Below are 19,278 nucleotides of genomic sequence, written 5' to 3'. Positions count from 1 at the left end.
AAAGAAAGAGAGAAAGGCGGCGGAGGCTCGGTCGTCGAGCGTCCGCCGCCTCCGCGCTCTCGCGCTCAGCCCTCGGCCGGCTCGGGCAGCTCCAGGCGCGGGAAGATCGGCGGGGACTTCTCCAGCGTGCGGCCGGTCAGCTCCGAGGCCGCCGCGCCCTCGGGCGTGAGGTCGGGGGCCTCCCCGATCGCCGTGAGGATCCGCGCGCTGGCGCCCGGCACGAACGGCCGCAGCAGGATCGCCAACTCCCGCACCGCGACCAGGATCGTGCGCAGCACGACGTCCAACGACGCCTCGGCCTCCGGCGTCTTCTCCTTCGCCAGGTGCCACGGCGCCCGCTCGTCCACGTACGCGTTGACCCGGCGGACCAGGTCCCAGACGCGGCTGAGGGCCTGCCGGTGGTCGTACCCGTCCATGGCGGCGGCGGCGTCCCGCGTCACGGCCTCGGTCAGCTCCGCGAGCTGACGCTCCAGCTCGCCGACGGCCTCCTCGCGCAGCGGCGGCACCACGCCCTCGCGGTACCGCACGGTCATGGCGGTGACGCGGCTGACCAGGTTCCCCAGGCCGTTGGCCAGGTCCGTGTTGTACCGGGTGACGAGGCGCTCCTCGCTGAAGTCGCCGTCGCCGAAGGGCGAGAAGTCCGCCAACAGGTAGTACCGGACGGCGTCCTGGCCGTAGACGTCGACCAGGCCCATCGGGTCCACGACGTTCCCCAGGGACTTGCTGAGCTTCTGGCCGGCGGTGGTGATGTACCCGTGGACCACCACGTCCGTGGGCAGCGGCAGGCCGGCGGAGAGCAGCATGGCGGGCCAGTACACCGCGTGGAAGCGGAGGACACCCTTGCCGAGCACGTGCACGCGCTTCTCGGCGTCCTCCCAGTACCGCGCGTACTTCTCGTCGCCGCGCGTCCAGCCGAGCGCGTTGGTGTAGTTCGCCAGCGCGTCGATCCAGACGTACATCACCTGGGAGGGGTCGTCCGGGACGGGGATGCCCCAGCCACGGGCGCGCTCGGTGGAGCGCGAGATGCTGATGTCGGCCAGGCCGGAGCGGATGAAGCTGAGCGTCTCGTTCAGCCGCGTGTCGGGGACGACGCGGAGGCGGCCGGACTCGATGGCCTCGACGAGCTGGTCGGCGTAGCGCGAGAGACGGAAGAAGTAGTTGTGCTCGCGGATGATCTCGGGCTCGGTGTGGTGCTCGGGGCACTTCCCGTCCACGAGCTCGGACGGGCTGTAGAACTGCTCGCAGCCGACGCAGTACAGGCCCTCGTAGTCCTTGGCGTAGATGTCGCCGGCGGCGTCCATGCGGCGCCAGATCTCGGCGGCGCCCGCGAGGTGGTCGGGGTCGACGCTGGTGCGCACGAAGCCGGAGCGGTCCACGCCGAGGACGCCCTGGAGGTCGAGGAAGCGGGTGACGTTCTGGTCCACCAGCTCCTGGGTGGTCAGGCCCAGCTTCTCGGCCGCGAGCACGTTCTTCAGGCTGTTCTCGTCGGAGCCGCTGAGGAGGAAGACGTCACGGCCTCGCAGGGTCATGTGCCGCGCGAAGGAATCCGCCTGGAGGAACTCGAACGCGTGGCCCACGTGCGGGCTCGCGTTGACGTACGGAATCGTCGTGGACACGAAGGCGGTGGCGGACATGATCTCCTCGGCTCTGACGGCGCCGGCGGCTTGGGCCGTCGGCTTCGAAGTCTAACGAACGGCGGGTCGGCGGGCCGAAGCCTCGCGTCCCGCCGCGAGGCGGCCCGGCGGGGCCGGGGGGAGGGCCGGCCGGGGGGCGGACGGTGGCGCCGTCGCGCGCCGTCGCCGGCCGCCGCCATGTCGCCGCCGGCTATGGCGCCGCCGGCGAGCGGGGCCACGACGGGCGCGATCCCGCCGAGGGTCATGAGGAGGCCGAAGAGCCGGGCGGCGGTGGCGCCGCTGGCGACGACGGCCCAGCCGACGACGACACCCGCGGCGCCGGCGAAGCCCGCCACGAAGCGGGCCGCGACGAGCACGCCGAGCGTGGTGGCGAGGGCGCAGACGACGGTGGCGAGGAGGTTCCGCACCGCCGTACCCGCGCTGCGTTCGCTCGGCGCCGCGTTGCGCGAACGCGGCGCGGCGGGCGGCGAGAGAGACGCCGGGGGAAGTCGCGGTGGCCGGGAAGGCGATCTTCGCTGACGGGGGGCCGGATTACGCCGTGGTAAAGACGTCTTGTCGACGAGCTGTAGGGAGAACGTGCGGGAGTGTTCCGAGGGGTTGCGATTCGGCTCGCGCTGCCGATTTGATGTCTTCCGACACGCCGAAGGGACCGGAGGAGGGGAACCGGACCGTGGTGGTGATACGCCAGTGTGAGTCCGCCGTACGGCGGGCGTTGCTGGTGTTGCTGTTCACGGGTGGTCTCCTCGTCCTGGCCGGCCTCATGGCGGAGCGCGCCGAGGCGGCGGTCCATCCGCAGACCGGCGCGGTGGCCGAGAGGCCGGATCGCGGCGTGGCCAAGCCGGACGTCGTCGAGACGTCCGACGTCTCACCGCCGTCCGAGACCGGAACCGAGACCGAGACCGAGGTGTCGGGTACCGAGGGCGTCGAGGACGGTGGGGGCACCGGGGACACCGGGGACGTCGAGGCGGAGCCCGACACGGACGCCGTCGCGGAGACCCCGGACGTCGAGCCCGACACGGACGCGGAGGACGTGACCCCGTCGGAGCCGGAAGCGCCGCAGGAGCCGTCCACGGATCCTCCCTCGACGGGCACCGGGAGCCCTGGCACCGACGATCCCGGGACCGGGGACCCCTCCCTTCCCGACACCGTGGACGGTGAGGGGACCCCGGACGGCGAGGACGACGGGGACGACGGGGACGGCGACGACACCCCGGCCCCCTCCGACGGGGTGACCCCTCCCGGTCACGGCTCCGTGTCGGCGCCGGGGAACCGGCCCACGTCGCCCGGCAGCAGCCAGGGCAGCGGGCAGGGCCAGGGCAGCTCCCCCGGGACGGACGCCCCCTCCGGAGGCGGAACCGAGCCCGTCCCCGACACCGACCCCGTCACCCCGATCGTCGACCCCCCCACCGACGAGGTGCCGCAGGACCCGACCGACACCCCCGGCTCCGGCCCGTCGACGGGCACGCCCATCGACACCGGGGGTATCGACACGGGGAGTGAGGAGCCGTCGACGAGCGGCGGCGGCGCGTCCGGAGGCTCCGGCTCCGGCACAGGCGCCGGCTCCGGCTCCCAGGGCGGGAAGCCGCCGTCGGGCCAGGCCGCCCAGGCGGTCTCTCAGTCGGCGCAGTCGAACGCGAAGCCCGACCGCCCCGCCACGCGACCCGTGACGCCCTGCACCGCGGCGACCTCGTCGTTCGGATCGGGCGGCGACGCGGAAGCCCGTTCCTCGGGTCACGCGCGTCACCTCGGCTCCGGGGGCGACGCGGACGACCGCTGGTACGCCGACGACGGCCTCCTCTCCGAGGCGCCGCCGTCCACGCCGCAGCAGCGGGAGCCCGGCACGCCGGGTCCGCTCTCGCCGGCGGTGCCCGCCCCCACGCCCGCCTCGACCGCCCACCTGGTCGGGGGCGGCGACCACTCCCAGCGCACGCTCGACACCTGCGCCGCCTTCACCACGTTCCAGATGCCCATGCCGGCCTGGGGCATCCACCGGCACGGCGACGTCGCCTCGCCCCTCAGCGAGCGGCCGTACGACTGCACCGCTCTCCCCGGCTGACGCGGACCCGCCTCCGCACCCGTCAGTCCGAGCCAGAGAGCGCTCTCACGCTCTCGCGAACGGGGAGATCGTGACGTGAAGAAGTCAGACAAAGAGATCATCGACATTCTCGTGGCGTACGACGCCACCGAATCCGTCTACGCGGCCGCCCGGATCACCGGCTGCGACCCGAAGACCGTGCACCGCTACGTGACCGCGAGGAACACCGGCCGCCTGGCGACGGGACCGTCGCGCCGGCCGCGCCTGGCGGATCCCTACTCGGCGAAGATCGAGGAGTGGGTGGACCGTTCCCACGGCCTCATCAGTGCCACGGCAGCCCATCAACGCCTGCTGCGCATGGGCTTCACCGGAAGCGAGCGCACCACGCGCCGCATGGTCGCCGAGGCCAAGGACCGCTGGCGGGAGGGGTCGAGCCGCGCCCGGCGGTCGTGGACGGCCGAGCCGGGTCTGTGGCTGGAGTTCGGTTGGAGTTCGGGACCGGTCGTGCCGGGGCCCGACGGCAGCCCGCGCCGGTCCGTCATATTCAGCGCCTGGCTGGGGTGGTCGCGGTTCCGCGTCGTGATCCCCTGCCGGGACCAGACGTTGGCCACGCTGATCTGCTGCCTGGACGCGACGTTCCGCACCGTGGGCGGCGCGCCGACGTACGTGATGAGCCGGCCGACGGCCGGCGCGGGGAACCGGCATCCCCTGCTCGTCGAGGCGGCCCGCCACTACGGCGTCCAGTTGCAGACCTGCGTGCCGGACGACGTGGCGGCGGACACGGCGCCGGGCAGCGTGGCGCTCGGCCGCGACGACCTGCTTCCCACGGAGGTGGTGTGGCTGCGACCCCGCTACTGGTCCTTCTCCGAGTTGCAGGACGCCTGCCGCGAGGCGACGATGCGGATCAACCAGGGGGCGCCACGGCAGCGGCTGCCGGTGGAACGCACCCGCCTGCACCCGTTGCCTCCGGTGCCGCACACCCGGGCGCTCGGTCCCGCCAGGTCGGTGCGGCCGGACCACACCATCGAGTTCGAGTCGCTCCGGTATCCGGTGCCGGCGGCCCTCTCCGACGGTGAGGTCTGGGTCCGGGTGACCCACGGCGAGCTGGTGGTCGTGGCCGACCTGGGGGCGACGCCGAGCCGGCCGGGGTGGCTGACCGGCCGTTCCGGGCTGACCGAGGTCGCCCGGTACCGCGTTCCCGCGCCGCGGTGAGCGCGCGGTGAGTGCGGTGAGCGCCGAGCCGGTCGCGTTACGCCGGAGCCGGAGCGGGGTCCGGCGTGAGGGCGGAAACGGGGGCGGGAACGGCGGCGGGGACGGGGAGGGGGCCCGGGAGCCGAGGCAGGAGCGGAGGCGGCGCGTTCGGGGTCGGGCCGTGCGGGTGCGCCCGGCACGGCACGGTGGTGGCCGGGGCCACGGAGCGGCCGTGGCCGTCGCCGCGCGAGCGTTGACGGGGCGGAGCGGGCCTCGCCACGCTGGGAGTGCCCTGTTCCCGCCCCCGGGAACGGCCCCGGGCACAATCCCCTAGTGCCCGGGGCACCCTCCCCCCTCCCGTCCCCCCCGCGACGCGTCACCGCCTCCGGTACGGGGTCCAGTCGCCGAGCCAGTCCGCGATCTCGTGGTCGGCCGCCTCCTCGTCGCTCAGGTGCGGCCGGTCGTCGGTCTCCGGGCCCGATCCCGGGCCGGTGTTCTCGTACTCGGCGAAGCGGTCCTCCCGCCACGAGAAGCCGCTCATGTCGGTCCACGGCGTCGGGCGCACGGCGGCGCCGAGTTCGGTGTCGCGGACGGTGGTCTGCGGGTCGAGCGAGGCGTCACCCCCGGCGTGCCAGGGCCGCCCGAGGTAGTACGTGGCGTCGTCCACGTCGCCGGTGATGGTGCTGTCGACGATGAGGAAGCCGGGGAACTGCGGCGCGGTCGACGGCGCGGTGACGTAGCCGGAGGAGCTGCCGTCGGGCCGGCGGGTCACCTCGATCACGCTGTCGGAGATGACGGCGGTGGCGCGTCCGAAGACGAAGTCGACGTTGCCCTGGATGAGGGAGTCGGTGACGTAGACCCGGCCCTGGGTCTCGCGGTTGGCGCTGTCGAGCAGCAGCGTGTCCTGGTCGCCGGTGACGACGACGGTGTCGAGGACGACGCGGTCGGCGCGGGTGCGCAGGGCCACGGCCTGGTGGCCGGACTGGTCGGCGTGGGCGACCTCGTCGAAGTCGTTGGCGATGGTGAGGTTGCTGGCGCGGAAGTCGTCCGCGTCGGCCTTGAGGGTGGCGCTGCCGCTGGTGCCCCAGGTGCCGCCGTCGGGGTTGGCGGTGCCGGCGGAGTTGTCGTAGACGATGGTGACGTCCTCGGGGCCCTCGCCGGTGCCGGTGAGGTGGATGTGCGGCTTGTCGGAGGGGATGGTGACGAGCTCGCGGTAGGTGCCGGGGGCGACGGCGATGGTGACGAGGCTGTCGTTGCCGGCCGGGACGGCGTCGATGGCGGCCTGGACGGTCGTGTGGTCGCCGCTGCCGTCCTGCGCGACGGTGATGTCCGCCTGGCGTGGGGTGGGGGGACCGCCCGGGGCCGCCCCCGCGCCCGCGGGGACGAGGGCGAGCGCGGCGCCCGCGGCCGTGGCCGCCGCGACGGCTGACAGGGCGGCGCGGGAACGGTGCCTGGGGCGCGCGGGGGTGCTGGCGCGCTTCGTTTCGCGGCTCATGGGTTGCTTCCTCCACAGCTGTCGCGTCTCCAACATCCCCTTAGTCGCCGCCGGGACGGCGCAGGTTGCCGTGTCGCCGCACGTCCGTGTGGGGTTCACCGGGCCGACACCCGTACGGACCCGCCGGCGGGGATGAGGCGGGCGTGATGTGGGCATGCCACTTCACACCCGGGCCGTCGGGCCGTCGGGCCGTCGGGTCGTCGCCGGGTCATCCCCTCGGGAGGCGTGGATGAGGACGGGTTCCGTGCTGGCCAGGACGTCCGTCGTGCTCGGTGGCGCGCTCGCGCTGGTCATCGCCCTGCCGGGCACCGCGCTCGCCGCGCCGCCGCCCGCGCTGCCGGGCGACGCGGAGGCGTTGGAGGAGACCTTCCAACCGGCCTACGACTACGACACCGACGGCTGCTACCCCACGCCCGCGATCGGCCCCGACGGCACCGTCAACGCCGGCCTCAACCCGAGCGGCGCCCTCGACGGCGACTGCCGCGACGCGGCGGACCTCGCCAACACCAACGGCTACGCCCGCGCCAGCTGCCAGGGCGAGTGGTGCGCGGTCATGTACGCCCTCTACTTCGAGAAGGACCAGGCCCTGCCCGGCATCAGCCTCGGCGGCCACCGCCACGACTGGGAACACGTCGTGGTGTGGGTGCGCGACGGGCGGGCCGAGTACGTCGCGACCTCCGCGCACGGGGAGTTCGACATCCACCACCGGGACGCGATCCGGTGGGACGGCACGCATCCGAAGATCGTCTACCACAAGGACGGCATCGGCACCCACGCCTTCCGGGCCGCCACCGCGAACGACGAGCCGCCGGAGAACCACGCGCACGTCTGGCAGTTCCCGACGCTCGTCGGGTGGGACGGATACCCGGCGGGCGTGCGGGAGGTGCTCAGCCAGCACGACTTCGGCAGCGCCACCTTCGGGCTGAAGGACGCGAGCTTCGCCTCCCACCTGGCGCTGGCGCTGCCGGCGGGCGTGCCGTTCGACCCCCACGCCTGAGCCGGCGCGGGGGGGCGCAGCGCGGGCATGCGCCGTGCGCCGCGCCGTCGGGGCGGGCCGTCAGGGCGTGCGGTCAGGGCGTGCGGTCAGGGCGTGGCCGGGTCCGGCGGCTCGGTGAGGGTCCGGCTGCCGAGCACCCGACCGTCGTCGTCGAGGGCGCTCACGCGGAGCACCACTCCGCCCGCGTCCGCCGTGACCCGTGTCGTCGTCTCGAAGCCCGACCGGTCGACGGTCCGCAGCTCCCGGAACGCTCCCCCGTCCGCCGAGCGCGCCTCGACGCGCCAACGCTCCACCTCCGTGGCCCCGTTCCAGCTCATAAACACCTCGTACGCCTCGGCGCCCGGGTCCGCGCGGCGCCACGCGACGTCGGGCGGCGCGGCGGGCGTGCCCACCCAGTCGGTGGACCGGGTGGCCCGGTACGTGGCGGTGCCGTCGAACGTCGCTGTGAAGACCGGCCCCGCGCCGTCGAACTCCACCATCGTGCCGGTGTCCCCGAAGCTGACGAGGTGGTTGCCGTTGGCGGTGGGCTGGTGGGAGCCGGTGAACTCCGCGAAGATCGGCTCCTCCGGCCGGAGGTCGCGCACGAGGTCCGCTGTCATCGCCCGCTCGTCGAGCTCCCACACCGCGCCACGCGACTCCTCGGGGACGCGGCCCACGCCGTTGTCGAACGCGACGAGCCGGCCGTCCGGCAGGCGGGAGGCGTCGTGCTGGTGGCTGGGCGCGTCGCCGGGGTCGGCGAAGGTGAAGTCGCCGTTCTCGCCGCCGAACCGCCACACCACCTCTCCGCTGTCGGTGTCGATCTTGTAGATGGTGCTGGTGTGGCGGGCGCTCATGAGGATGTCGCCGTCGGTGTCGTAGGCCACCGAGTTGGTGTGGAGGTAGTCCACCTGCTCGCCGGTCAGCGGCTCGTGGGTCTCCTCGACCGGGACGTGGTCCAGGCCCCGCCACTCGAAGGTGACCTCCCCGGTGGCGGTGTCGATCTCCTGCACCAGCACGTCGACGACCTCGGCGGTGGCCAGGCCGCCGTGCTCGCTCAGGTCGTAGGGCCCGGGGACGAGGCTCGTCATCAGGACCCGGCCGCCGTCCGCCGAGAAGGCGAGGGAGTGGAAGTCGGCGTCCCGGCCGCCGTCCATCGCGAACGAGGCCACCTCGGTGTAGCTGGCGTCCAGCACGACGGCGCGGCTGCCGTCGGCGTCGGTGTCGAGCACGGCGAGGGCCGGCTCGCCGTCGTAGAGGATCTGCTGGAGGTTGGTGTGGCTGCCCTGGCCGAACCAGACCGGTTCTCCGGCGTTGTCGTAGATGACGGAGCCGGCGCCGTAGGGCGTGGTCAGCAGCAGGCCGGGGTCCTCCCGGCCGGTGGGGGACGTGGTGAGCTCGGGCGCCTGGCGCAGCTCGGGCCGCGAGAGGTAGGGGCCGGTGCCGAGGGCCGGCGTCGCTTCCGGTGGCGCGGAGTGGGGTGAGGAGTCGGGCGCGGAGCGGGGACCGGGGTCGGGACCGGGGTGGGGCGTGGACGGGGCCGCCCCCGCGGCCGGCGTGAAGGGAACCACCAACGCCACCGAGCAGAGCACCGCGGCGCTCCCCCACCGCGTCCGACGAACGGCGGCACGCCTCCGCCTCGCTGCTCGCGCCACGGTCAACCTCCTTGGACCCGGGGCCAGTTGGCTGCGAGGGTAACGACGGTCCGGTGACCGGCAGAAGAACGCCCGAGCCAGCGCCGAGCCGCCCGCCGGGACGGGCTACGGAGGAGATGCGGGGACGCGGTGAGCGGCGCGTGGACGGCGGCGCCCCGGCCTGGGACGCCACCGCCGCCGCGTCGCGCCGGCTCCGCCGACCGCTCCCGCCGCCTTTACGAAATCGGAACCGAGCGCAGAAACCCCACACCCTTCGGGCACGTCCAATCGCCGTTCGCACGCCCGTTCATGACGCGCCCCAGGGAGCCGACACCATGAGTAAGCCGCCTCGATCCACCACCACCCACCGACGCCGTGTCGTCCTGCCGGTGCTGGCGCCGCTCGCGCTGACGCTGACGCTGTCGCTGACCGGCTGCGGCGGCGGCACGAGCGAGGACCTGGGCGCCACGGACGCCGAGATGGGCGCCTCCCAGGAGCTGATGCCCCAGGACGGGGGAGGCGGCGCGGCCGGGGACGCGGCGGCGGAGGCGGCGGGCGAGGCGGACCTCGCGGGGACCGACGAGGCCGGTGCCCGCGACGGCGCGGCCGGCGCCGCCGACACCCCCGCCCTCACCCCGGAACACCTGATCGTCACGGCCCGGCTGACCGTCGTCACGGACGACGTGCCGGACGCGTTCGCGGAGGCCGTCTCCCTCACCGAGGCGGCCGGCGGCCACGTCAGCGGCGAGTCGACGGACCGGGCGTCGCGTCGCCACGAGAGCTCCTCCCTCACCCTGCGCGTCCCGCAGGAGCGGTACGAGGAGCTCATGGCGGACCTCGCCGGGCTGGGCGAGCTCTCCCAGCGCGAGGTCGAGACGGAGGACGTCACCGACCAGGTGGTGGACGTCGAGAGCCGGATAGAGACGCAGCGGGAGAGCGTCGACCGGGTCAGGGCGCTGATGGACGAGGCCGTGACGATCGACGACATCGTCACCATCGAGGGGGAACTCAGCACGCGGCAGGCGGAGTTGGAGGCGTTGCTGTCGCAGCAGGCCACGCTGCGCGGCCAGACCGCGATGGCCACCGTCCACCTGGAGCTGCACACGCCGGGCAACGAACCGAGGGAGAAGAAGGACGACTCCTCGGCGCCCTCGGTGGGCGACGCGCTCGCGGGCGGCTGGAACGCGTTCGTCGCGACCCTCGCGTGGTCCGCGGCCATCCTCCTCGCGGTCCTGCCGTTCGCCGTCGCCCTGTTCCTCGTCGGCCTGGTCGCCTGGCGGCTCCAGCGCCGCGCCGCGCGGTCCCGCGCCGCCGCCGGGGCGTCGGCGGCGAGCGACGCGGGGGAGGCGGGGGACGCGGGCAGCACGGGCGACGCGTGACGCCGGAGGCGGCGACGCGGGCGACGGGGCTGACGGGCCGACGGGGCGGCTCGCGTCTCAGACCTGGTCCGTGTCCTCGCCGAGGCGCGCGTCGTGGGCCAGGAGGGCGAGGTGCAGGCGGTTGTCCAGCCCCAGCTTGGTGAGGGCGCTGGAGAGGTGCGCCTTGACCGAGCCCAGCGAGAGGTAGAGCCGCTCGCCGATCTCCCCGTTGGACAGGCCCTGGGCGACGGCGGCGGCGACCTCGCGTTCCCGCTCCGACAACACGGCGAGCCGGGCGCGCGCACGCGTGACCCGGCCGCCACCGTCGACGCTGCCCGCCGCGTGGTCCATCAGGGCGCGGGCCGCGGACGGCGAGAGGACGGGCTCGCCGCGCGCCGCCCGGTACACGGCCTGGACGATGTCGTCCGGATCGGTGTGCTTGAGCAGGTACCCGGCGGCGCCGGCCCGCATCGCCTCCAGCACGGTGGTGTCCGTGTCGAACGTCGTCAGCACGATGACCCGCGGAGGCGCCGGTGCGCCCGCGCCGTCGGCCGTCAGCAGGCGGGTCGCCGCGATGCCGTCGGTGCCCGGCATGCGGATGTCCATCAGCACGACGTCGGGCTGGTGGGCGCGGGCGGCCTCCACGGCCCGCGCGCCGTCGGCCGCCTCCGCGACGACCTCGACGCCGTCGGCGCCGCGCAGCATCAGGCGCAGGCCCGCCCGGACCAGGGGGTCGTCGTCGGCCAGAAGTACGCGAATCATCCGGTCACTCCCTCAGGGCCACGGTAGCCGGGCTCTGAGGGAGAAGGTGCCGTCGGTGCTGCCGTGCTCGAGCCGGCCGCCGTCCAGCTCGACGCGTTCGGCGAGCCCGGTCAGGCCGGCGCCCGCGCCGGGGATCTCGGAGGCGGTGACGCCGACGGGCAGGGGGTTGAGCACCTCGACGGCCAGGCCGCGGCCGGGAGAGCCGGACAGCCGTATGGTCAGCTGGGCGCCGGGGGCGTGCTTGCGCGCGTTGGTCAGGCCCTCCTGGACGACGCGGTAGACCGTGCGCTGGAGCTGCGGGCGCAGACCCGCGGTGGCGGCGGTGGCGGGCAGTTCGTCGCGCAGTTCCACGCGCTGGCCCGCGGCGCGCGCCTCCTCGGCCAGGAGCGGGATTTCGGCGAGCCGTGGCTGGGGCGGGGCCGTGCCGTCGAGTGCGCGCGCCGCGAGCGCGGCGGTGGCCGCCGGCCGGAGGGCGCGGTCGCGGGTGCGGTCGCGGGCGTGACCGTTCACGGTGCCCGCGCCGTCGCCGACGCCGAGGTCGACGCCGTCACCGCCGACCTCTCCGTTGACGTCACCGTCACCCCCGACGTCGCCGTCACCGCCGCCGTCGACGTCCTCGACGGTGTCCGCGCGCAGCACGTGCAGCACCTGGCGCAGCTCCTCCAGCGCCTGGTGCGCGTTGTCCCTGATCACCTCGACGCTCTCGATGATCTCCGCCTCGTCCAGCGCCGGCCCCGCCCCCGCGCCCGAGCGCCGCGCGCGGTAGAGCAGGGCGCCCGCGTGGACGGAGAGCAGCGAGATGCGGTGCGCCAGCACGTCGTGCATCTCGCGGGCGATCGCCTGGCGCTCCGCGCGGCGGGTGTCCCTCAGCCGCCGGGCGTGGTCGGCGCGTTGCCGCTCGGCGTCCTCCCTGAGCCGGAGGACGAGCAGCCGCCGCGCGCGCAGCGCGGTGCCCCAGGCGAAGAAGACCAGGTGGTACGCGACGACGATGATCGCCGTCGCCCAGCCGCCCTCGTGGGGCACGGAGAAGACCAGCACGTACGGCGCCACGGCCACGAGGTAGAGGCCCAGCATCGGCGCGGCGCGCTGCCACGGGACGCGCAGCGCCAGGTTCATGATGATCACCATGCCGGCGCCGACGACGCTGTTGGCCACGGCGGCGCTCGGCACCGCGAGCAGCGCGACGCCGAGCGGCCAACGCCGCCGCCACCACAGGGAGAGGCAGGACAGCGCCCCCAGGGGAGCGTCGAGGGTCTGCATCCAGTCCGGCAGGTGGCCGTAGTCCTGGGTGTGGCGGAGGGTCGTCGCCCACAGCGTCACGGCCCAGGCGAAGAGCAGCGTGTCGACGACCCAGTCCCGCGCGGTGCGCCGGCCCGCGCCCGCCCCCGCCGTCACCCCGGAGGCCGCCGTCGCGCCGTCCGCCACGAGGTCGCCGGGCAGCAGGAAGCGCGGCACGGCGTCCGGGAGGGAACGGTCGGGAGGGCTGCTCACCCCCCGAGAATAGGCACGTCGCCGCGCCCTCCACCGTGGCCGAACGGCCAGGAGTCCTGGCCGTTCGGCCACTGGCGGCGCGCGGGAGCGCCGGGCAGCGTGGGTCCATGACACGACCACCCGTGCCCGAGCCCGAACGCGCCGGCGGCCCGCCCGCCTTCGAGCTGGACGGGCTGACGAAGTCCTTCAACGGCGAGCGCGCCGCCGACGCCGTGACGCTGTCGGTGCCACCCGGCTGCCTGCTCGGCCTCGTCGGCCCCAACGGCGCCGGGAAGACGACCTCCCTGTCGATGGCCGTCGGCCTCCTGCGGCCCGACGCGGGGACCGCCCGCGTCCTCGGGGTCGACGTGTGGCAGCGGCCGGAGGAGGCCAAGCGCCTGCTCGGCGTGCTGCCCGACGGCCTGGCGCTGCCCGAGCGGCTGACCGGCGGCGAACTCCTCGGGTACTGGGGCAGGCTGCGCGGCATCGACCGCGCCGTCGTCCAGGCCCGCACCGCCGAGCTGCTGCGGGTGCTGGAGCTGGACGGGGCGGAGGAGGCCGGCACCCTCGTCATCGAGTACTCGACGGGGATGCGCAAGAAGATCGGGCTGGCCACCGCGCTGCTGCACGCGCCGAAGGTCGTCGTGCTCGACGAGCCCTACGAGGCCGTCGACCCCGTCTCCGCCCGCGTCCTGACCACCATCCTGCGACGCTTCACGGCGGCCGGCGGCTCGGTGATCCTCTCCAGTCACGTGATGCCGCTGGTGGAGCGGGTGTGCGACCGCGTCGCGATCATCGCGGGGGGAAGGGTGCACGCCCACGGCACGGTCGCCGAGGTGAGCGGCGACGGGACCCTGGAGGACGCCTTCGTGAGCCTGGTGGGTCGGCGCGAGGTCGGCGAGGAGGACCTGGCGTGGCTGGTCTGACCCGCACCACGCACGTGACGCGCGAGCTGCTCGGGCTGAAGTTCACCATCCTCGGCCACTCCTCCGAGGGCACCCGGCTCGCCAGGCGCCTGTGCTGGCCGGCCGCCGTCGCCGCCACGTGGGCGGCCGTGCTGCTCGCCGACGGCGAGTCCGCCCGGCACGACGTGCTCCTGCTCCTCCTCGCGGTCTGGTGCGCGGGCTGGATGCTCGGGCCGGTCCTGGCCTCGGGCGCGGGGGTGCTGCGGCCGGCGTTCTTCGCGCTGATGCCGATCGAGCGACGGCGCCTGGGCCTCGCGCTGCTGGCGGCGTCCTGCGTCGGCGTCGGCCCGGCGGTCACCGTGCTGTCGCTGGCCGCGCTGACCGTCCACGCGGCGGACGTGTCGTCGGCGGCGTCGGCGTCGGCTTCGGCTTCGGCTTCGGCGACGGCTTCATCGACGATGGCCACGCCCGGCGCGATCGCGGTCGCGCTGCTCGCGGTGCCGCTGTCGCTGGTGCTGATGGTGGCGCTGTCCCGGCTGGTCTACGCGCTGATGGGCTCCGCGATGGGCTCACGGCTCGGGGTCACGATCACCGCGATCCAGTACGGGGCGCTCCTGGCGGGGCTGACGACGGGCTGGATGGCGGTCGCCGGCGTCGAGCAGGGCCTGCGGACCGTGATCGAGGACGGCCTGCCGAGCGAGAGCGCGGCCCGCGCGCTGGAGGCGTCGCCGACGTCCTGGCCGGTGCTCGCCGTCGAGGCGGCGGGCGACGGCCGCTGGGGAACGGCCGCCGGCTGGCTGCTGGCGCTGGCCGGCGCGGCGCTGGTCCTCGCCGTGCTGTGCTCGCTCGTCCTGACGCCACGGCTGCCACGGCACCCGCGGCGCGGCCGTCGCCCGTTGGGCAGCCGCGTCGCCACCGGCAGGCCGCTGCTGCCCGACACCCCGCTCGGCGCGGTGACGGGCAAGGAGCTACGTCAGTGGTGGCGGGACCCGTGGCGCTCGCTGGAGCTCCAGTGCGCCGCGTGGATCTCGGTCTTCCTCGTGGTGATCGCGCTGCCCAGCGGGAACGCGGAGATCCTGCCGTTCGCCGGGGTCGCGGTGGCGCTGATGGCGACGCTGTGCGGCTGCAACCTGCTGGGGCAGGACGGCACCGCGTTCTGGATGACGGTGGTCGGCGCCGGGCCCCGCACGGTGCGGGACGACGTCCGGGGGCGGCAGGCCGCGCTGCTGATCCTCTTCGGACCCCCGTCGGTGGTGCTGACGGTGGTCTTCACGCTGCTGTCGGGGGCGCACTGGGCCTGGCCGCTGGTGGCGGCGACGCTGCCCGCGCTGCTGGGCGCCGGGATCGGGTCGGCGGTGCTGCTGTCGGTCGTCGCGGCGACGCCCGGCGTCGACCCCAGGTACCGGGTGGGGCCGAACGACGCGGGTGACGTCTCGTACCAGTTCTGGATCGCGATGTCCGTGACGCCGCTGCTGACGCTGCCGACCGTGGCGCTGGCCGTCGCGGGGCACGCGAGCGGCACCGCCTGGCTGGCGGGGGCTGCGATCCTCGTCGGGCTGGCCAACGGCGTCCTCGTCGCCTGGCTGCTGGGGCGGATCGCGCACCGCAGGCTGGCGGCCCGGCTGCCGGAGACGTTCGTCCGCCTGCGCTACGGCAGGTCCGTCGCGTCCCAGCAGCAGCCGTCGGGGCGGGGCTGGCTGGACGCGATGGAGCGCAACGCCATCAGGAGCAACCAGGAGCGCAAGCCCATCGGGACGTGACGCGCGGCGGACGCGACGGGGACGGACGGGCTCACGTGGGCCGTCCCCGTCACCTCGTCATACGGTGAGTGGATGAGGCCCTCCGCCACCCCTCCGCCGCCGCCGTCGCCGTCGCCCTCGTCGCAGCAGCCGCCCTCGCCGCGGCCGCCGTCGTTGTCAGGGCTGCTGTCGGCGGCGGCTCTGCCCTCGCCCGTGACGCCGCTCTCCGACCCGCGCCTGTCCCGGGCCGGGGTGGAGCTGCGGCTGAAGCGTGACGACCTCATCCACCCGCTGGTGTCGGGCAACAAGTGGCGCAAGCTCCTGCCGAACCTGCGGGCGGCCCTCGCCGAGGGCCACACCCGGCTGCTCACCTTCGGCGGCGCCTACTCCCACCACGTCCGCGCCGTCGCGGCGGCGGCGAACGCCTGCGGCCTGTCCGCCGTCGGCGTCATCCGCGGCGACGAACTGGCCGACGCGCCCCGCAACTGGTCGCTGCGGCAGGCGGAGGAACACGGCATGCGCCTGCACTTCGTCGACCGCGCCACCTACCGCCGCGTCCTCGGCGGCCTCGACGACCCGGAGACCGTCCGCCGGCTGACGGAGCGCTGGGGTCCGTGCCGGGTGCTCCCCGAGGGCGGGTCCAACGCGCTCGCGGCGCGCGGCGCGGCGACGCTCGTCGCGGAGCTGCGCGAACAGGAGTGGGAGCCGGGGCGGGGGGCGCTCGGCGAGCGGGACGTCGTCTGCTGCGCCGTCGGCACCGGAGGCACCCTCGCCGGCATCGCCGCCGCCCTGCCCCCGGGCTCCCGCGCGCTGGGCGTCGCCGTGCTGCGCGGCGCGACGTACCTCGACGGCGAGGTGTCCCGCCTCCACGCGCGCGGCTGGGGCGGCCGGAGCTTCACGAACTGGCGGATCGACCACGACCACCACGGCGGGGGCTACGGCCGCGTCCCGGCCGAACTGGAGGCGTTCGCGGCGGACTTCGAGCAACGGCACGGCCTGCGCGTCGAACGGCGCTACGTGGCGAAGATGCTGCGAGCCGTCCACGGCCTCGCCGGCACGGGGGTCCTTCCTCCCGGCACCCGCGTCACCGCCGTCGTCACGGGTCCGCCCGACCCGCCCGCGGCGGCGTCGTAGGGGGCAGCGCGGGCAGCGCGATGAGCCCCGCCTGGGTCGGCTCGAAGCCGCACGCCCCGAAGTAGAACGGCCGCAGGTGCTCCTCGAAGTCGACGTGGAGCCACTCGCAGCCCGCCGACCGCGCGCCCGCGACCGCGGCGGCCACCAGCTCCCGCCCCACCCCCGCCCCGCGCTGCTCGGCGGCGACCATCGTGTCGAGGACGAAGGCGTGAACCCCGCCGTCCCACGCGACGTTGACGAACCCCGCCAGCCGGCCGTCCTCCCGGCGGGCGCAAACCCAGCCGAGGCTGTGGCGACGCAGCTGCGTCTCCCAGTCGATGGGCAGCTCGGCGTGCTCGAACGCCTCCGCGTGGAGGGTGTTCACCTCACCGTTGTCGAAGCCGCCGCGCCACTCGTAGGTGATCGCCATGGCCGCATCGTAGGCGGGCTGCCGAGCCGCCGGGCCGCCGGGCTGCCGGCCCGAACCGCCCGGCCCGAGCGGCGCGCAGCCGTTGACGGGCCGCGACGGGCGCGCGCCGGGGAGGGGCCGCGAGCCGGACGCCCCGGGCGGACGCGTCGGTGCTTCCCCGGGTCGGCACGCCCACCGCATCCGGCCGACCACCCCGGGGAATCCCGACCGATGAACGCCCTCACCCCCGCGCCGTGAGGGCCCGAGGAACGGAGCGTCCCATGACCCGTCCACGCATCAGGTCCGCCCTCGCGGTGGGCGTCGTGGCCGCCGCCGCGACAGCCGCTCTCGCCGCACCACCGTCCCTGCCCGAGGCGTCGGCGACCCCCGTCGGCGTCCCGCTCCAGACGGGGGTCTGCGCCCACGCGACCACCGGCCTGGCCTGCGTGGACCCGGTCGACACCCAGTGCCACTCCACCCCGGCGACCACCTTCGCCCTCTCCAACTGGTCGAACCTCCGCGTCTTCTACTACTCCGGCACCACCTGCGCCGGCACCGGGACGAGCCTCCTCCCGGGCCTGACCGTCTTCCTGCCCCAGGGCCAGTACTCCTGGCGAGCGGCCATCAGCTAGCAGACTCCCGGCGCACCGCCCTCCGCAACGGCCCGTGCTGGTCCCGGCCCACGCCGACCGACGAGGACGACGTCCGGCGCGGGCCCCGCCGTACCGGGCGAGGCCCACCCGCCTACGACGACATGGTCCAGCGCTGGTGGCTCCTCGCCGCGACGTCCCGAAGGATCGCGCGCAACTCCTCACGCGTTCGCCCCCGCGTCTTGATCGCGTGGCAGTTGGGGCAGAGAGCGACCATCTGGCTGGGGTGGTCGCGTACGGGCGAACGCCCCGCCGCTGTTCGCGGCGGCACACCGGTTCCTGTGGGCTTCACTCCTGTGGAGTGCACGGCCCGGGGCCGCCGAGGGCGGCTCCCGCTCCGGGGCACTGGGCTGGGACCGTGTCGCCTTAGCGCCGGCTCCTCGGCGGCTCGTGCGGGCGCGCGGCACCTCGCCGACCGTCGCGTTCCGTCGCCTTCCACCGTGTTCCGCCCCTGGTGCGGCGCGGATACGCTGATGGGTCGAGGGCAGTACGGGAGCGCTCCCCGCACGACCGCGTCCGGTGGCCCGCACGGGTCGCGGGCGTCCAGACATCACGCGGCAGAAGCGTGTAGCAGCGAAGGGAGCCCGTCGGCATGTCCCGTTCCCCGTTACCCCGCCCGCGCGTTGGAGCGCCGAGACGAGCGCCGCTGCGGGCAGCGGTCGTCGCGCTCTCCGCGACGCTCGCGCTGCTCGCCGCCTTGGCGGCCGTGTTCTCCCCCGCCGCCGCCCAGCCGCCACCCCCGACGCCGACGCCGACGCCGTCGCCGAAGCTGGACAACCCCTACGCCGGCGACGCACGGGTCTACGTCGATCCCGAGTGGTCGGCCCAGGCCGCCTCCGAGCCCGGCGGCGAGGCGGTCTCCGGCCAGCCGACGGCGGTCTGGCTGGACAGCGTCGACTCGCTCGTCGGCGACGGCGTCACCATGGGCCTGCCCGACCACCTCGACACCGCGCTCGCGCAGGGCGCCGACGTCGTGCAGCTCGTGCTGTACAACGCGCCGGGCCGGGACTGCGCCCTGACGCGCTCCGACGGCGAGTTCGCCCACGACGAGATCGACCGGTACCGCTTCGACTTCCTCGACCCCGTCGCCGAGATCCTCTCCGACCCCGCCTACGCCGAGCTGCGGTTCGTCGCCGTGATCGAGCCGTTCTCGCTGCTGCCGTACCTCACCACCCACGTCTCGCCCCGCCCGGAGGCCACCCCCGAGTGCGACGCGATGCTGGCGGGCGGCGGCTACGCGCGGGCCATCGGCCACGCCGTCGCGACGCTCGGCGCGCTGCCCAACGTCTACCCGTACCTCGACATCGCCCACCACGGCTGGTTCGCCGAGCAGGACACCGCCGCCCTCCTGCCGGCGGCCGTCGACCTGCTGGCCGAGGCCGCGACCGCCGCCGGCGGCAGCCTCGCGGACGTCCACGGCCTGGCGACGAACGTGTCCAACCACGGCCTGCTGACCGGCGACGTCGACACCGTCTTCGACGGCGAGCTCGCGTACGCCGCCGCCTTCCGCGCGGCGGCCGTGGCCGCGGGCTTCGACGCCGGCCTCGGCCTGCTCGTCGACACCTCCCGCAACGGCTGGGCCGACGGCCGCGACCTCCGCGCCGACCGCACCTACTGGTGCAACCAGCCCCACGCCGGCCTCGGCGAACGCCCCACCGCCGCGCCCGCGCCCGGCGTGGACGCCTACGCGTGGCTCAAGCCCCCCGGCCGCTCGGACGGCTCTCCGGAGGCCGGCACCGACGGCCAGGGCTTCGCCTTCGCGGAGTGCGACCCGGACAGGACCGGCGCCCTCCCCGACGCCCCACCCACCAACCACTGGTTCTCGGCCCACTTCCGGCAGCTCCTGGCGGCCGCCCACCCACCCCTGTGAGAGACGCCGAGACCCGGTCACGAGATCGTTCGGTGCGGGG

At 75.0% G+C, this 19,278-nt stretch carries 16 protein-coding genes; 10 read left to right on the top strand and 6 right to left on the bottom strand.

The genetic code is table 11. The annotated features are described in order from the left end of the window. Positions 1 to 65 precede the first annotated feature (65 nt). Entirely contained in the window at positions 66 to 1,634 is a 1,569-nt protein-coding gene (gene metG, locus ACTWP5_RS22360) for a methionine--tRNA ligase (RefSeq protein WP_443222845.1), read from the bottom strand. A gap of 243 nt (positions 1,635 to 1,877) precedes the next feature. Between metG and ACTWP5_RS22355 the strand changes: the two genes are divergently transcribed. From ACTWP5_RS22355 to ACTWP5_RS22345, 3 genes are all read left to right on the top strand, one after another. Next, the gene (locus tag ACTWP5_RS22355) at positions 1,878 to 2,153 is read left to right on the top strand and encodes a hypothetical protein (protein WP_443222844.1); all 276 of its coding nucleotides are present in this window, start codon (positions 1,878 to 1,880) and stop codon (positions 2,151 to 2,153) included. Positions 2,154 to 2,304: 151 nt separating this feature from the next. Continuing rightward, the gene (locus ACTWP5_RS22350) at positions 2,305 to 3,690 is read left to right on the top strand and encodes a hypothetical protein (RefSeq protein WP_443222843.1); all 1,386 of its coding nucleotides are present in this window, start codon (positions 2,305 to 2,307) and stop codon (positions 3,688 to 3,690) included. A gap of 75 nt (positions 3,691 to 3,765) precedes the next feature. Further along, complete coding sequence (locus ACTWP5_RS22345) at positions 3,766 to 4,881, top strand: IS21 family transposase (protein ID WP_443222842.1); 1,116 nt, start codon at positions 3,766 to 3,768, stop codon at positions 4,879 to 4,881. Between the two features lie 355 nt (positions 4,882 to 5,236). Here the strand turns inward: ACTWP5_RS22345 and ACTWP5_RS22340 are convergent, their stop codons facing one another. Beyond that, the gene (locus ACTWP5_RS22340) at positions 5,237 to 6,355 is read right to left on the bottom strand and encodes a pectinesterase family protein (RefSeq protein ID WP_443222841.1); all 1,119 of its coding nucleotides are present in this window, start codon (positions 6,353 to 6,355) and stop codon (positions 5,237 to 5,239) included. 229 nt (positions 6,356 to 6,584) lie between these two features. Here ACTWP5_RS22340 and ACTWP5_RS22335 point away from each other — a divergent pair, with 229 nt between their 5' ends. Beyond that, on the top strand, positions 6,585 to 7,352 hold the full coding sequence (locus ACTWP5_RS22335; protein WP_443222840.1) for an NPP1 family protein: 768 nt from the start codon (positions 6,585 to 6,587) through the stop codon (positions 7,350 to 7,352). An 86-nt stretch (positions 7,353 to 7,438) separates the two neighbouring features. Here ACTWP5_RS22335 and ACTWP5_RS22330 read toward each other — a convergent pair whose 3' ends face one another. Further along, the gene (locus ACTWP5_RS22330) at positions 7,439 to 8,920 is read right to left on the bottom strand and encodes an arylsulfotransferase family protein (RefSeq protein ID WP_443222839.1); all 1,482 of its coding nucleotides are present in this window, start codon (positions 8,918 to 8,920) and stop codon (positions 7,439 to 7,441) included. A gap of 377 nt (positions 8,921 to 9,297) precedes the next feature. On the opposite strand from ACTWP5_RS22330, the gene ACTWP5_RS22325 reads away from it, so the two are divergent. After that, complete coding sequence (locus ACTWP5_RS22325) at positions 9,298 to 10,341, top strand: DUF4349 domain-containing protein (RefSeq protein ID WP_443222838.1); 1,044 nt, start codon at positions 9,298 to 9,300, stop codon at positions 10,339 to 10,341. A 57-nt stretch (positions 10,342 to 10,398) separates the two neighbouring features. Here the strand turns inward: ACTWP5_RS22325 and ACTWP5_RS22320 are convergent, their stop codons facing one another. Beyond that, positions 10,399 to 11,082 (bottom strand): response regulator, encoded by a 684-nt coding sequence (locus ACTWP5_RS22320; protein ID WP_443222837.1) that lies wholly within the window; start codon positions 11,080 to 11,082, stop codon positions 10,399 to 10,401. A gap of 12 nt (positions 11,083 to 11,094) precedes the next feature. After that, positions 11,095 to 12,573, bottom strand: a complete 1,479-nt coding sequence (locus tag ACTWP5_RS22315) for a sensor histidine kinase (RefSeq protein ID WP_443222836.1) — start codon at positions 12,571 to 12,573, stop codon at positions 11,095 to 11,097. A gap of 107 nt (positions 12,574 to 12,680) precedes the next feature. On the opposite strand from ACTWP5_RS22315, the gene ACTWP5_RS22310 reads away from it, so the two are divergent. The 3 genes from ACTWP5_RS22310 (at position 12,681) to ACTWP5_RS22300 (ending at position 16,330) form a co-directional block, all read left to right on the top strand. Continuing rightward, complete coding sequence (locus tag ACTWP5_RS22310; protein WP_443222835.1) at positions 12,681 to 13,478, top strand: ABC transporter ATP-binding protein; 798 nt, start codon at positions 12,681 to 12,683, stop codon at positions 13,476 to 13,478. Continuing rightward, positions 13,466 to 15,217 carry a hypothetical protein gene (locus ACTWP5_RS22305; protein ID WP_443222834.1) on the top strand — a complete coding sequence of 584 codons (1,752 nt, stop codon included), beginning with the start codon at positions 13,466 to 13,468 and terminating at the stop codon, positions 15,215 to 15,217. Before ACTWP5_RS22310 ends, ACTWP5_RS22305 begins: the two co-directional genes overlap by 13 nt. Before the next feature lie 72 nt (positions 15,218 to 15,289). Further along, positions 15,290 to 16,330, top strand: a complete 1,041-nt coding sequence (locus ACTWP5_RS22300; protein ID WP_443222833.1) for a 1-aminocyclopropane-1-carboxylate deaminase/D-cysteine desulfhydrase — start codon at positions 15,290 to 15,292, stop codon at positions 16,328 to 16,330. On the opposite strand, the gene ACTWP5_RS22295 is transcribed toward ACTWP5_RS22300, so the two are convergent. Next, the gene (locus ACTWP5_RS22295) at positions 16,293 to 16,739 is read right to left on the bottom strand and encodes a GNAT family N-acetyltransferase (RefSeq protein WP_443222832.1); all 447 of its coding nucleotides are present in this window, start codon (positions 16,737 to 16,739) and stop codon (positions 16,293 to 16,295) included. The two genes, ACTWP5_RS22300 and ACTWP5_RS22295, sit on opposite strands and share 38 nt — an antisense overlap. A 260-nt stretch (positions 16,740 to 16,999) precedes the next feature. On the opposite strand from ACTWP5_RS22295, the gene ACTWP5_RS22290 reads away from it, so the two are divergent. Both ACTWP5_RS22290 and ACTWP5_RS22285 read left to right on the top strand, forming a co-directional pair. After that, the gene (locus ACTWP5_RS22290) at positions 17,000 to 17,350 is read left to right on the top strand and encodes a hypothetical protein (RefSeq protein ID WP_443222831.1); all 351 of its coding nucleotides are present in this window, start codon (positions 17,000 to 17,002) and stop codon (positions 17,348 to 17,350) included. A gap of 610 nt (positions 17,351 to 17,960) precedes the next feature. Next, on the top strand, positions 17,961 to 19,238 hold the full coding sequence (locus tag ACTWP5_RS22285; RefSeq protein WP_443222830.1) for a glycoside hydrolase family 6 protein: 1,278 nt from the start codon (positions 17,961 to 17,963) through the stop codon (positions 19,236 to 19,238). Positions 19,239 to 19,278: the final 40 nt, after the last annotated feature.

It is taken from the genome of Streptomyces sp. 4N509B (assembly GCF_052245655.1).
Taxonomy (GTDB): domain Bacteria; phylum Actinomycetota; class Actinomycetes; order Streptomycetales; family Streptomycetaceae; genus Streptomyces.
The sequence above is the reverse complement of the archived record's forward strand: the minus strand, read 5'-3'. Positions and strand labels throughout refer to the sequence as shown.

What these genes read in the sequence shown, in the direction of transcription:
- ACTWP5_RS22355 (WP_443222844.1), top strand. Translation starts at nt 1,878, where the DNA reads ATGAGGAGGCCGAAGAGCCGGGCGGCGGTGGCGCCGCTGGCGACGACG.
- ACTWP5_RS22300 (WP_443222833.1), top strand. Translation starts at nt 15,290, where the DNA reads ATGAGGCCCTCCGCCACCCCTCCGCCGCCGCCGTCGCCGTCGCCCTCG.
- metG (WP_443222845.1), bottom strand. Translation starts at nt 1,634, where the DNA reads ATGTCCGCCACCGCCTTCGTGTCCACGACGATTCCGTACGTCAACGCG.
- ACTWP5_RS22325 (WP_443222838.1), top strand. Translation starts at nt 9,298, where the DNA reads ATGAGTAAGCCGCCTCGATCCACCACCACCCACCGACGCCGTGTCGTC.
- ACTWP5_RS22340 (WP_443222841.1), bottom strand. Translation starts at nt 6,355, where the DNA reads ATGAGCCGCGAAACGAAGCGCGCCAGCACCCCCGCGCGCCCCAGGCAC.
- ACTWP5_RS22290 (WP_443222831.1), top strand. Translation starts at nt 17,000, where the DNA reads ATGACCCGTCCACGCATCAGGTCCGCCCTCGCGGTGGGCGTCGTGGCC.
- ACTWP5_RS22295 (WP_443222832.1), bottom strand. Translation starts at nt 16,739, where the DNA reads ATGGCGATCACCTACGAGTGGCGCGGCGGCTTCGACAACGGTGAGGTG.
- ACTWP5_RS22285 (WP_443222830.1), top strand. Translation starts at nt 17,961, where the DNA reads ATGTCCCGTTCCCCGTTACCCCGCCCGCGCGTTGGAGCGCCGAGACGA.
- ACTWP5_RS22320 (WP_443222837.1), bottom strand. Translation starts at nt 11,082, where the DNA reads ATGATTCGCGTACTTCTGGCCGACGACGACCCCCTGGTCCGGGCGGGC.
- ACTWP5_RS22310 (WP_443222835.1), top strand. Translation starts at nt 12,681, where the DNA reads ATGACACGACCACCCGTGCCCGAGCCCGAACGCGCCGGCGGCCCGCCC.
- ACTWP5_RS22335 (WP_443222840.1), top strand. Translation starts at nt 6,585, where the DNA reads ATGAGGACGGGTTCCGTGCTGGCCAGGACGTCCGTCGTGCTCGGTGGC.